General features: G+C 80.4%; 10 protein-coding genes. 8 read left to right on the top strand and 2 right to left on the bottom strand.

Annotated elements, in window-relative coordinates:
- The first annotated feature begins 100 nt into the window (after positions 1-100).
- From ACFSJS_RS14525 to ACFSJS_RS14490, 8 genes are all read left to right on the top strand, one after another.
- Entirely contained in the window at positions 101-1,006 is a 906-nt protein-coding gene (locus ACFSJS_RS14525; RefSeq protein ID WP_380900233.1) for an ABC transporter ATP-binding protein, read from the top strand.
- A 72-nt stretch (positions 1,007-1,078) separates the two neighbouring features.
- The gene (gene amiA / locus ACFSJS_RS14520) at positions 1,079-1,192 is read left to right on the top strand and encodes a streptamidine family RiPP (protein WP_344633263.1); all 114 of its coding nucleotides are present in this window, start codon (positions 1,079-1,081) and stop codon (positions 1,190-1,192) included.
- A gap of 91 nt (positions 1,193-1,283) precedes the next feature.
- The gene (locus tag ACFSJS_RS14515; RefSeq protein WP_380900231.1) at positions 1,284-2,225 is read left to right on the top strand and encodes a hypothetical protein; all 942 of its coding nucleotides are present in this window, start codon (positions 1,284-1,286) and stop codon (positions 2,223-2,225) included.
- Positions 2,222-3,829, top strand: a complete 1,608-nt coding sequence (locus ACFSJS_RS14510) for a CocE/NonD family hydrolase (protein WP_380900229.1) — start codon at positions 2,222-2,224, stop codon at positions 3,827-3,829. Before ACFSJS_RS14515 ends, ACFSJS_RS14510 begins: the two co-directional genes overlap by 4 nt.
- A 74-nt stretch (positions 3,830-3,903) precedes the next feature.
- Positions 3,904-5,280 carry a YcaO-like family protein gene (locus ACFSJS_RS14505; protein ID WP_380900297.1) on the top strand — a complete coding sequence of 459 codons (1,377 nt, stop codon included), beginning with the start codon at positions 3,904-3,906 and terminating at the stop codon, positions 5,278-5,280.
- 13 nt (positions 5,281-5,293) lie between these two features.
- On the top strand, positions 5,294-6,679 hold the full coding sequence (locus ACFSJS_RS14500) for a hypothetical protein (RefSeq protein ID WP_380900227.1): 1,386 nt from the start codon (positions 5,294-5,296) through the stop codon (positions 6,677-6,679).
- A complete protein-coding gene (locus ACFSJS_RS14495) occupies positions 6,676-8,466 on the top strand; it encodes an ABC transporter ATP-binding protein/permease (RefSeq protein ID WP_380900225.1) in 1,791 nt (596 codons plus the stop codon). The genes ACFSJS_RS14500 and ACFSJS_RS14495 overlap by 4 nt, the downstream gene beginning before the upstream one ends.
- Positions 8,463-10,289 carry an ABC transporter ATP-binding protein gene (locus ACFSJS_RS14490; protein WP_380900223.1) on the top strand — a complete coding sequence of 609 codons (1,827 nt, stop codon included), beginning with the start codon at positions 8,463-8,465 and terminating at the stop codon, positions 10,287-10,289. Before ACFSJS_RS14495 ends, ACFSJS_RS14490 begins: the two co-directional genes overlap by 4 nt.
- Before the next feature lie 87 nt (positions 10,290-10,376).
- On the opposite strand, the gene ACFSJS_RS14485 is transcribed toward ACFSJS_RS14490, so the two are convergent.
- Positions 10,377-10,607, bottom strand: coding sequence for a DUF3099 domain-containing protein (locus tag ACFSJS_RS14485; protein WP_380900220.1), 231 nt, complete (start codon positions 10,605-10,607; stop codon positions 10,377-10,379).
- Positions 10,608-10,643: 36 nt separating this feature from the next.
- Positions 10,644-12,455 (bottom strand): PucR family transcriptional regulator, encoded by a 1,812-nt coding sequence (locus tag ACFSJS_RS14480; RefSeq protein ID WP_380900218.1) that lies wholly within the window; start codon positions 12,453-12,455, stop codon positions 10,644-10,646.
- Positions 12,456-12,848 lie beyond the last annotated feature (393 nt).

The raw sequence follows: 12,848 nt of genomic DNA, 5'->3' as shown, positions 1-12,848 counted from the left end.
GGGCGTGGGCGTGCGGGCCGACGCGGCGCGCCGAGGCACGGGCACCGAAGCGTGCCGCGCGGGCGGCGCGGACGCACGACGGAACAAGGAGACGAAGGACATGACCGATCCCGCACTCCGGGGCGGCCCCGGAACCCCGCACACCCCCCGGCCGCGGCCGGCGCCGCCGTCCCCGCCGGCCCCCCTCGGCGAGGGGGGCGCCGAACTCGCCGTCGAGGGGGTCGGCTTCGGCTACCCCGGACGGCCGGTGCTGCGCGGGGTGGACCTGCGGATCGCGCCGGGGGAGCTGGTGGCGCTGGTCGGCCTCAACGGCTGCGGCAAGTCCACGCTGCTGAGGCTGGCCGCGGGGCTGCTGCGCCCCTCGGCCGGCCGGGTGCTGCTGGGCGGCGACGACCTCGCCCGCCTCCCGCGCCGGGCGGTGGCCCGGCGGGTGGCGCTGCTCCACCAGTCCGCGCCCGCCGTGCCGGGCATGACGGTGCGCCAGCTGGTGCGGCAGGGCCGGTACGCGGCCCGCGGCCCGCTCGGCATGCTCCGCGAGGGCGACGACGCGGTCTGCCGCCGGGCGATGGCCGACGTCGGGGTGGCCGGCTGGGCCGACCGCCCGGTCGACTCCCTCTCCGGCGGCGAGCGGCAGCGGGTGCGGCTGGCGATGGCGCTCGCCCAGGACACCCGCGTCCTGCTGCTGGACGAGCCCACCACCTACCTCGACCTGCGCCACCAGCTGGAGGTGCTCCGGACGGTCGTCCGGCTGCGCGCGGAGCGGGGTCTGACGGTGGTGATGGTCCTGCACGACCTCGCCCACGCGGCCCGGTTCGCCGAGCGGCTGGTGGCCCTGCGCGAGGGCCGGGTGGCCGCCGACGGCCCGCCCGCCGAGGTCGTCACGCCCGGTCTGCTCGCGGACGTGCTGGGCGTCGCGGGGCGGGTGGGCCGGGATCCCGAGGGCGGCTGGCCGGTCTGCTACCCGGATCATCCGATCACCCTTGAGTCTGATAATCATTTTCATTAGAGTGTGCGTGCGGCGTTCGAACGGATGCCGCACCATCCGACGATTCCCCAGGAGGCTTCCGTCATGGAGCACATGGAGCAGGAGAAGGTCTTCACCCCCATCGCCGACCCGGGCCAGCTCGCCCACGCCTCGGCCACCCACTCCAACGCCCTCGTCGAGAACCCCTTCGACGACGGCGAGGAGTAAGCACCACCCCAGGGCCCGCCCGGTTCCCGCCACCACCGGGCCGGGCGGGCCCGCCCCGCCGACCGCTCCCGCACCGCCTCCAGGAGGAACCGTGACCCGCAGCCGGCTCGCCCCCGGCGTCGCCGTCGTGACCGTCCCCGGCCGGGGCCCGGCCGTCCGCACCGCCGACGGGGAGTTCCTGCACGTGGCCACCGGTGAAGTGCCCGAGCCGGTCCTGCTGGAGCACCTGGCGGACGCGGACGCCCCCGCCCCCGACGACACCGGGGCCCGCGCGGTACCCGGACTCGGCGCGCTGCTCGGCGCGTTCGCCGCCGCCGGATACACCGTCCCCGAGCACCACGGCCGTCCTGCGGACCTGGACCCCCCGGGCTCCCGCACCGTGTGGCTGCTCGGGGACGGCCTCCTCACCGCCCCGCTGGCGGACCGGCTGCGCGAGGCCGGGGCCGAGCCCCGCGCGGCCGCCCCGGAGGAGGTCACCGCCCTGGTGCGGTCCGACGCGGGGAGGACGGGATCCGCCGGCGGGCGGCCCGCAGCCGTGGTGTGGTGCCTGGACGGGCCGGTGCCGCCGGGGCTGTGGGACGACGCCGACCGGCTGCCCGCCCTCGGCACCGCCTGGCTGCGCTGCCACCGGGAGGGCTGGCAGGTCTGGGTGGAGCCGCCCGCGCTGACCGCGGGCGACGTCACCTCCGCCCACGTACGGCTGCGGCGGCTGGCCGCCACCCCCGCCCACCGCGAACTGGCCGCCTACTGGAGCGGCGGAGGCGTCGCCGGCGACGACCGGCTGACCTCCCCGGCCGCGGCCGCCCTGGTCACCGCGCTGCTCGCCGACGACCTCACCGGTCTCACCGGTCTCACCGGTCTCACCGGCCTCGCCGGCTCCGCCGCCCGGGCCGCCGCGGGGCCCGCCCCCGGAGCGCTGCCCGCGCGGCGCCGGCTGCGCCGGGTCGACCTGCGCGGCCTGACCGTCACCGAGCACCCCGTCCTGCCCGTGCCCGACGTCGCGCCCCTGCCGCCGCCGCGGGACGCCGCATGACCTCCCCCGGCCGCACGGCCCCGCCCGCCCGCCCGGCTCGCACCGTCCGCACCACCCTCGTCCCCGCGCCCGACGGCACCGCGCTGGCCACCGACCACTGCCTGCCCGACGGCGACGGTCCCTTCCCGGCCGTGCTGCTGCGCACCCCCTACGGCCGCCGCCGGCACCACGCGGAACTGCGCGCCTGGGCCCGGCACGGCTTCGCGGCCGCCGCCCAGGACGTCCGCGGCCGGCACGGCTCGCAGGGGCGGTGGCAGCCCTACCGGCACGAGGCGCGCGACGGCGCCGCCACCGCCCGCTGGGTGCGCCGGCAGCCCTGGAGCGACGGCACCCTCGTCGCCTGCGGCGCCTCCTACGCCGCCCACTGCGCCCTGGAACTCGCCCTCGCCGCCGGCCCGGAGGCGCGCGCCGACGCGGTGATCGCCGCCGTGCCCGCCCTCGGCCTCGCCGAGACCGCCCGGGAACCCTCCGGCTGCGAACGGCTGCTGGCCCGCGCCGGATGGTGGGCCGCCCACGGCGACCGCCGCGACAGCGACGAGGACGCCCTGGCGCGCGCCCTCGGCCGCGACCCGGACCTCCTCGGCCACCTGCCCGTGGTGGAGCTGCCCCGGCGGCTGGGCCGCGACCTGCCCTCCTGGCCGGAGGTGTGGCAGGCCCGGCGCGCAGCGGACGGCTCCCGGCTCCCGAGCGGCCTCCCCGCCGCAGCCGGGGCGGCACGGGTCCCGCTGCTCGCCGTCGGCGGCACCCACGACCCCTTCGCCGCCGACACCGTGGAGCTGTGGCGCCGCTGGGGCGGCCGGGCGCGGCTGCTGCTGGGCCCGTGGGGGCACCGGCTGACGGCCGGACCCGGACCCGACGCCTCCCCGGCCGCCCACCGGCCCGACCTGGGGCGGCTGTACGTGCGCTGGGCCCGCGCCGCCGTCTCGGGCCGCCTGGCGCCCGGACGTGCCGGGGCGGTGGCCCTGGGCGGCAGCGACCTGTGGCTGCCGGCGGACGCCCTCGCCGCCCCGCACGGGGGCGTCCCGTACCGCTTCCTCGGCCCGGACGCCCCGGAACCGGCGGACGCGGCCCTGCGGCTGCTGCGGGGAGCGGAGTTCACCGCCGATCCGCGGCGCCCGGTGCGCTCCGACGACCTGTCCGTCCCCGCCGACGGCGCCCCCGACCGCTGCCTGCTGGTCTCCCCGCCCCTGCCCCGCCCGCTGGACCTGCTGGGCGACGCCGTGGTGCGGCTGGCCGCCACCGCCGACACCCCCGACGCCGACTGGGCCGTCCGCCTGGTCGCCCTCGCCCCCGGCGGGACGGCCGCCCCGCTCGCCGCCGGCGTCGAGCGCGTCCGCACCGCCCCCGGGCGGGAGGCGGAGGTCCGCGTCCTCCTCGGCCCCCTGGCCAGGCGGCTGCCCGCCGGGACCCGGCTGCGGCTGGAGATCGCCGGACACCACTTCCCCGCCCACGCCCGCAACCCGCACACCGGCGAGGACCCCGTCACCGCCACCGTGCTGCGCCCCTCCCGCAGGACCGTGCGGCCGGACGGCAGCGTCCTGCTGCTGCCGGCGGCCGAACCCGGTCCGGCCCCCGCCGACCCCCTTACGGAGATCTGCCGTTGAGCACCCCGACGCACCCGGCCCCGGCCCCCGAGACCGCCCCGGCCGCCGCCCCCGGGACCACCCCGGTACCGCCCCTGCCGCTCGACGCCCTCGTCGACCCCGTGTGCGGCATCGTCCGCGCGGTCGCACCCGTCGAGCACCCCGAGGGGGCGCCGCCCCGCTACACCGCCGTGACCGCCGAGGTCTCCGACGCCCGGCGGCTGGGGGCCTGGCCCGCCGACCGCGTCGCGCTCGGCACGACCTTCGGGGACGCCGACGGCGCCCGGACCGCCGCCGTCGCCGAGGCGGTCGAGCGCTACTGCGGCAACCGCGTCCCGCCGCCCGGCCACCCCGGCGCCCCGCTGCGCGCCACCGCGCGGGAACTGGCGGAGCGGGGGCTGCGGCTGTACGGGCCCGACGACGTGCCGCGGTACGCCGACTGGCAGTACGCCCGCCCCGGCTTCCCCTACCGCCCCCTCACCCCCGACACCCCCGCGCTGTGGACGCGCGGCCGGGAGACCGCGGGCGAGGGCGCCGCCGGGGAGCGGGAGTGCTGGGCGCCGGTGTCGCTCACCCACCTCAACTGGCGGCAGGGCGAACTGCGTTCGCTGCCCCGCACCCACCACCTCAACTACGCCGGGATCGCCACCGGCCAGGGCCTGGCCGACGCCGCCGAGCGCGCCCTGCTGGAGGTCGTCGAACGCGACGCCCTGGAGCTGTGGTGGCACCTGGACGGGCCCGCGCTCGGCATCGACCCCGACAGCGTCCCCGGGCTCACCGCCGACCTGGCCGGCTCCGGCCTGGAGACGTGGATCGTGCAGATGCCCTCGGAGTTCGCACCCTGCATGGCGGCGCTTGTCCGCGACCCGCGGCGCGGCATCCACGCCGCCGGGTTCGCCTGCCGCTTCGATCCGGCCGAGGCCGCCCGCAAGGCCGTGCTGGAGGCCGTCCACACCTGGGTGTTCACCCTCGGCCTCACCGACGCCGACGGCTGGGTGTTCCGCGCGATCGACGCCGGGCTCCTCGCCCGCGGCCTCTACCTGGACCACCGCCCCGACGGCCGCTACCTCGACGACTGCGGGACGGACTTCGCCGCCGTGCGCGACCTGGGGGCGCACGTCCAGGTGTGGCTGGACGACCGCACGGCGCCGCTGGCCGAGCGCTTCACCCGCCCGGCGCTGGGCACCGCCGGCATCGGCGAGGTGCCCCCCGGCAGCCGGGCCGACCTGGACGCCCGCCTGCGCGAGGGCGGCCACCGCACCGTCACCGTCGACCTGACCACGGAGGACGTGGCCCAGACGCCGCTGCGCGTGGCGCGCGTCCTGGTCTCCGGGCTCGTTCCCAACGCGCCCGCCGCCTTCGCCTACTACGGCTGCCCCCGCTTCGCCGAGGCCGCGCTCGCCCGCGGCTGGCGCACCACGGTCCCCGGCGCGCCGGACGACTTCACCCTCGCCCCGCCGCCGCACATGTGAGGCACGAGAAGAGATGACGGAAGAACAGAACGGGCCCGCGCGCCGGCTGGTGGCGGCCGCGCTGGAGCGGGCGCGCTCGGCCGAGGAGCCCGGACCCGACCGCGACCCCGGCCCCCTCGTCCCCGAGCGGCCCGGACCGGCGCTGCCCGTCCCGCCGGCCGCCCCCGGGGAGGTCGCCCTGGAGGCCGTGCTGCGGCTCTCCCTGGCCGCCGCCCCCGGCACCGGCCGGCGGGGCGGCGGACACGGCGGCAGACTGCGGCCCCACGCCTCGGCGGGCGGCTGCCACCCCGTCGGCGCCCACCTCCTGGTCGGGCCCGGCTGCCCCCTGCCGCCCGGCCGCTACGCCTACGACCCCCTCACCCACCGGGTGCACGCCCGCGGCCCGGCACCCGGCGACGCACCGGCCGGCGCGGTCGCCGTCCTGGCCGTCACCCCGCGGCGGACCGCCGCCCACTACGGCCACCGGGCCGTTCCGCTGCTCCTGCTGGACGCCGGGCACGCGGCGGCGTCGCTCGTCCTGGCCGCCCGGGCCACCGGAGCGGACGGCCGGGGCGGGGAGGTGGACGCGGCCGTCGCCCCGGACGCGGCCGGACCGCTCCTGGCCGCCGCGGCCGGCCTGGACCGCCCCGGCCGGGAGGAGGACGAGCACCCCCTGCTCGCGGTGCGGCTGGCACCGCCCGGCACCCGCCCCCGGCCGGACGACCTGCGGCGCTGGGCGGCCGGGGCCGCCGGCGGCCCCTGGCCCCTCGACGGCGAGGACGCCGGCGCCGTCCTGCGGGCGCTCACCGCCCCGTCGCCGGACGCGCCGGCCGAAGGGGGCTGGTGGACGCCGCCCCCGGCCCGGCCCGCCCCCTCCGCCCGCGACCTGCCGGCCCGGCGCAGCGCCGCTCCGCCCCTGGCGGACGCCGTGGACGGCACCGCGCTGGCGACCGTCCTCGCCGCGGCCGCCGGCGCCGGCTCCGGCCCCGGCGGTCTGGCGTGGTGCGCGGCCGTCGGCGGCCCCCGGCCCGGACTGCTGGAACCCGCCCCGCGGCCCGGCGGGACCGGCGGCCTGCGGCGGCTGGCCGCGGGGGAGGCCCGCCCCACCCTCGCCGCCTGGGCCGCCCGCCAGGGCTGGATCGCCGGGGCCGGAGCCGTCCTGCTCGCCCGCGGCTGCCCCGCGGGAGCCCCGCCGCGCCGGGTGCGGACCGCGCACCTGGCCGCCGGGTACGCCGTCGGGACGGCCCAGGCCGTCGCCACCCGGCTCGGGCTGCGCTCGCGGCCCGTCGGCTCGTGGCAGGGCGCGGACCTCGGCGCCGCGCTCGGGGGGCCGCCCGGCCGGGACCGGGTGGTGCACGGGCTGGCGCTGTCCGGCTCCGGGGGCGCCGAGTCGGACGGGCGGGAGGGGGAACGGGCATGATGCTCCACCGGGAACTGCTCGCCGCCGCCCGCCCCGCGCGGGGCCCGCTGGCGGGCGCCACCGCCCTGCTCGTCGCCGTCGCCGCCTGCCACCTGGCGCAGGCCGTCCTGCTCGCCCACGCCCTGGCCGCCCTCGCACGGGGCGCGGCGGACGGGGTGGCACCGCTGCTGGCCGCCGTCCTGGGCACCGTCGCGGTGCGCGCGGTACTGGGGTGGTGGCAGCGGCGCACCGCCACCCGGGCCGGGGCACTGGTGCGCGTGGAGCTGCGCGACGCGCTGCTGGAGCACCTCGGGCGGCTGGGACCGGCCCACCTCGCCTCCGCCCGGGCGGGCGGGGTGCGGGCCACGGTGGTGGACGGGGTGGAGGGCGTGGACGCCTACGTCTCGCGCTACCTGCCCCAGCTGGCCGCCACCTGCCTGCTGCCCCTGCCGCTGCTGGCCGCCGTCGCGGCCGTCGAACCGTACGCCGTGGCCGCGCTGGTGCCCGCCCTGCTGCTCGCGCTGCTGGTGCCGCGCTGGTGGGACCGGCTGCTGGCCCGGCGCGGCACCGAGCACTGGGACACCTACGAGGCCCTGGGCGCCGACTACCTGGAGGCCCTCCAGGGCATGCCCGCGCTGCGCGCGGCCGGTGCCGTGGGGCGGGTCCGGGCACGCCTGGAGCGGCGGTCGGCCGCCCTGCACCGGGCCACGGTCGCCAAACTGCGGGTGTCGCTGGTGGACACCGCCCTGACCGACCTCGCCGTCCAGGGCGGCACGGTCGCCGCCGCCCTGCTGGCCTGCGCCTCGGCCGCCTCCGGACGCACCACCGCCACCGGCACCTACCTGGTGCTCCTGCTCGCCTCGGAGTGCTTCCGGCCGGTGCGCGACCTGGCCCGGGAGTGGCACGCCGGCTACCTCGGGGTCTCGGCGGCCGACGGCATCGCCGCCCTGCGCACCGCGCGGCCGCCGGTCGCCGGCGGGTCGCACGCGCCCGCGTGGCCGGGGCCGCCCGAGATCCGCTTCGAGGACGTCCACCTGACCCACCCCGGCGCCGCCCGGCCCGCCCTGCGGGGGGTGACCTTCACCGCCGAGGCCGGACGCACCACGGCCGTCGTCGGCCCGTCCGGCGCGGGCAAGTCCACGCTGCTGGCGCTGCTGCTGCGGCACCGCGACCCGGACCGGGGCCGGATCACCCTCGACGGCGTGCCCACCACCGACCACGCGCTGGAGGCGCTGCGGCGCGGCATCGCGGTCGTCTCGCAGGAGACCTACCTTTTCCCCGCGAGCGTCGCCGAGAACCTGCGGCTGGCCCGTCCGGACGCGAGCGACGCGGAGCTGGAGGGCGCGGCGCGGGCCGCGGGCGTCCACGAGGAGATCGCGGCCCTGCCCGACGGGTACGCCACGGTCCTCGGCGAGCGCGGCGCCACCCTCTCGGGCGGGCAGCGGCAGCGGCTGGCCCTGGCCCGCGCGCTGCTGGCCGACGCACCCGTCCTCGTCCTGGACGAGGCGACCAGCGCCGTCGACGAGCGCCGCGAGGCCGCCGTCACCGCGGGACTGCTGCGCGCCGGGCGCGGCCGCACGCTGCTGGTGGTCGCCCACCGGCTGCGGTCGGTGCGGCACGCGGACCGCATCGTCGTCCTGGACGGCGGGCGGGTCGAGGCGGTCGGCGACCACGGCGGACTGCTGGCCCGGGGCGGGACGTACGGCGAACTGGTCGCCGCCGGGGCGACGGAGGGCCCGCCGGCCGCGGCGGCCGCGGCCGGACCCGACGGGCCGGCCGGCGACGGGAAGAGGGGGCGGGCCGCGTGAGCACCGCATCGACGAGCGCACCGACGAGCGCACCGGCGAGCGTGCCGGCCGCCTGCCGGCCCCCCGGCGCCGCCCCGCCCCGCGGCGCCCTGCGCGCCCTGCTGCCCGCCCTCGCCGGGCACCGGGCCATGGCCCTGCGCACCTGCGCGGCGGCCGTGGCCGACCACGCGGCCCTGGTCGCTCTGGTCACCCTGGCCGCGCACACCACCGGCACCGCCGTGCTGGAGCGGGCCGCCCCGCACCCGGCCGCGGTGGCCGCCCTGGCCGCCCTGGTGCTGGTGCGGGCGGTGGCCACCTGGCGCGAGATGGACCTCTCCCACGACCTGGCCTACCGGGTGCTGGCCGCGCTGCGGGTCCGCGTCCTCGACGGCCTGGCCCGCAGCGCGCCCGCGCGGATCGCCGGACGCCGCAGCGGCGACCTGGCGGCCACGGCGATGGCCGACGTGGAGGCGCTGGAGTTCCTGTACGCCCACACCGCCGCCACCGTCCTGGCCTCCGGCACCGTCCTGGCCGCCGGAACGGCCCTCCTGGCGGCCGTGGAGCCGTGGCTGGCGGCCGTGGTCGTCCCCGCGGCCGCCGCGCTGGTGCTGCTCCCCCCGGCCGACCTGCGGGTGCGGGCCGAGCGCGGGGCGCGCACCCGGCGGGAGGCGGCACGGCTGTCGGCGGAGGCCGTGGAGACGGTGGACGGACTGCGCGAACTGCTGGCCTTCGGGGCACTGGACCGCCGGCGCGCCCGGCTGGCGGAGCGCGGCCGGACCCTGGGCGCCGCGCAGCGCGCCGAGGCGTCCTGGGAGGCGGCCGCGGCGGCGGTGCGGGAGGCGCTGGTGACGGCGGCCGTGGTCGCCACCGTCGCGGTGGCCGCCTGGTCCGCCGGGGCCGGGCGGCTGACCGGCGCCTGGGCGCCGGCGGCGGTGGCCCTGGCACTGGGCGTCCTGGCGCCGGTCGCCGAAGCGGCCGCCGCGCTGGGGCGCGCGGGAGGGCTGCGGGCCGCCGCCGCCCGGGTGGGCGCGGCGATCGGGGCTCCGGCCCTCGCCCCGCCGCCGTCCGCCCCGCGCCCGGTGCCCGACGGCCCCCTCGGGATACGGATGAGGGGAGTCCGTTTCGACTACGGCGGCGCGCCCGTCCTCGACGGCGTCGACCTGACCGTCCCGGCCGGGCGCACCACCGCCCTGGCGGGTGCCTCGGGAGCGGGCAAGTCCACCTGCGCCCACCTGCTGGCCCGCTTCTGGGACCCCTCCGGGGGCGCGGTCGAACTCCTGCCCGCCGGGGGGCCGCCGCTGGACCTCCGCGAGGTCGGCGACGCCGAGCTGCGGCGCACCGTCGCCGTCGTCGGCCAGGACGCCCCCCTCTTCCACGGCACCCTCGCCGACAACCTCCGGCTGGCCGCGCCCGGCGCCTCCGACGCCGAGGTGGCGGAGGCCGCCCGCACCTGCGGGGTGGACCGGATCGCCGCCGCCCTGCCCGACGGCATGGAGACCCTCGTCGGGGAGCGCGGCGCCACCCTCTCCGGCGGCCAGCGCGCCCGGGTGGCCCTGGCCCGCGCCCTGCTGGCCCGCCCCCGGGTGCTGGTGCTGGACGAGACCACCGCGCACCTGGACACCGCCTCCGACGCCGAACTGGCCGCGGCCCTGGCGCGGGACGCCCCGCACCGGGCCACCCTGGCGATCGCCCACCGGGCCGCCACCGTCCGCCGCGCCGACCGCGTCGCGGTCCTGGAGGGCGGGCGGATCGCGGCGGAGGGCACCTGGGAGGAGCTCACCGCGCCCGGCGGGGCCCTGCTGCGGGTGATGCCGGGCGCGGGGAGCGGAGACCGGGACGGCTGACGACGCGCGGGGCGCGGGCGGGGAGGCGGGAGACGGGCCCGCCCCCGCCGCGGGCCGCCCGGCGGGGGGGCGCCCGGTGCGGGCCGCCTACCGCGGGCCGCTCCCGCCCCACCGGCGGTCGTCCTCGTCCCACCGGCGGTCGTCCGGCTCGCGGCGGTTGGCGACGACCGCCGCGACCGGCGGGATGACCATGGCCACCAGGCACATCCCGATCGCCAGCGGCACCGACCACAGGCGCACGAAGGCCCCGGCGCCGACGAACAGGAGCAGGCAGAGCCCCATCAGCGCGAAGTAGCGGCGACGCCTGCGCGCGTACACACCCCCAGGGTAGGTCCGGGGCCGGGACGGCGGCGGTCAGCCCATCCGCAGGGCCAGGAAGAAGTCCACCTTGTCCTCCAGCCGGGACAGGTCCCGGCCCGTCAGCTGCTCGATGCGGCCCACCCGGTAGCGCAGCGTGTTGACGTGCAGGTGGAGGCGGGCCGCGCAGCGCGTCCAGGAACCGTCGCAGTCCAGGAACGCCTCCAGGGTGGGGACCAGCTCGGCCCGGTGGCGGCGGTCGTAGGCGCGCAGCGGGTCCAGCAGCCGGGCGGTGAAGGCGCGGCGCACGTCGTCGGGGACGAACGGCAGCAGCAGCACGTGGGAGGCCAGCTCGTCATGGCCCGCCGCGCACACCCGCCCCGGCCGGGCGGCGGCCACGCGCCGGGCGTGACGCGCCTCCTCCAGGGCGCCGTGCAGCCCCTCGGCGGAGTGGACGGGGGCGCTGACACCCAGGGTCAGCCGTCCGCCGGTGCCGTCCTCCGGGCCGCCGGCGCCCCCGTCGCCGCCCAGCCCCCGCTCCAGCGGGGCGCGCAGGAAGCGCAGCAGGGCGGCGGCGTCCAGCGCGGCGTCCCCGGCGGTCCCGTCGCCCCCCGTCTCCTCCGCTCCGTCCGCTCCCTCCGTCCCGTCCCCGGCGTCCGCCCCCTCGGAGCCGGAGCCGCCGCTCCCGGCCCCGGCCGGGAGCGGGACGAGCGCCACGGCCTCGCCGTCCACCGCCGCCACCGCGATCCGGTCCGACGGCTGCTCCCGCCCGCCGCCCCCCGGCCCGCCGGGACCGGCCAGCGCCTCCTCCAGCAGGGCTCCGGCGGCCCGGGCCCGCTCGGCCCCGGCGCCGTCCCGGTCGTCCTCCCACTCCAGGCGGGCGACGACCACCTGCCACAGCGGCGCGGTCCCCGGTCCGGGCAGCAGCACGGGAGCGGTGACGCGCAGCCGGGCGGCGATCTCCGCCGCCGGGGCCCCGGTGCGGACCAGCTCCAGCACCTCCTGGGCGAGCCGGCGCGCCACCGTGCGGGAGGCGTCGCGGCGGTCGCGTTCGACCGCGATCAGCTGGGTGACGCCGTGCAGCAGGTCCAGCCGCTCGGCCGGCCAGTCGCCCGCGTCGGCCTCCACGGCCAGCAACCAGCCCGGCAGCGCCGACAGCACGGCACGCCGCGGGTCCCGCCCGCCGGTGCCGTCCTCCGGGCCGGACGGCACCGGGAACAGCGAGTAGACGGTCCCCTCCGCCGCCACGCGGTGCGGTCCGCCGCGTCCGGCCCGTGCCGCCGCCAGGAACTCCCCGGCCAGCGCGGTGCGCACCGCGGCGGACAGCCGGCCCACCCCCGGCCCGGCGACCGGGCGGCCGGTGGAGGACAGCACCCACGCCCGCAGGTCCAGGTCGGTGCCGAGCAGGTCGAGCACCACGTCCGGGCCCCCGCCCGCCGGACCGGAGGACATCAGCCGGCGGTGCCGCTCCACCACGGCGGCCAGGTCTCCGGCGCGCTCGCCGGAGACCTGCCGCACCACGTGCTCGGTGATGGTGGCGAAGGCGACGTCCTCGTCCACCGAGAACAGCGGCAGCCGGTGCCGCGCGCAGGCCGACACCAGGTCGTCGGGGACCGGTCCCAGCTCCGCCTCGCCGGCCGCCAGCCCGGCCACCCCGGCGGAGGTGAGGATGCGCACGAACGGTTCGGAGTCCTCGGGGGAGCGCCGCCAGGCCAGTCCGGTGAGGACCAGTTCGCCGCCCGACAGGTAGCGGCTGGGGTCGCGCAGGTCGGTGGTCATCACGCCCCGCACCGGCCGGTCCAGCTCGTCCGCGCCGCTCAGCAGGCGCAGACCGAGGGAACCCGTCTCCAGCAGCGCGCGCAACCGCATTCTCGTCGTCCGCCGATCTCTCGTACCGCTCGTGTGGGGTGCCGGGGCGCACCCCGGGCCTTGTTCGAATCTACAAGACCGGGGTGCGCGGCCGGCGGCCGCTTCCCGCCGGCCGCGGCGGGGAGCCGCCCCGCCGGCTCCGGCCCCGAGGACCCCCGGCGGATCGAGCGGCGCGGGATCGTGCGGACCGGCCTCCGGCGCTCCGCCGTCACCGCCCGCGGCTGCCCGGCCCCGCGCCCCGCGCCCCGGACGCCGGCCGGGCGTGTGCGCCCGCCTCCCGGGCGGAGGAAGATCCGTTCCCGTCCGTCCGGGCCCTTCCCCGCCCGGCCTCCGCAGTGATGGGATCGGTGCAGACACCACACAAGGTCGCGCGGGACCGTACGACGGGGTGCG

Origin of the sequence: Streptomyces desertarenae (genome assembly GCF_042681365.1) — a bacterium.
GTDB classification, from domain to species: Bacteria; Actinomycetota; Actinomycetes; order Streptomycetales; family Streptomycetaceae; genus Streptomyces; species Streptomyces desertarenae.
Note: the sequence above shows the minus strand (reverse complement) of the source record. Positions and strands in the feature narration are given on the sequence as shown.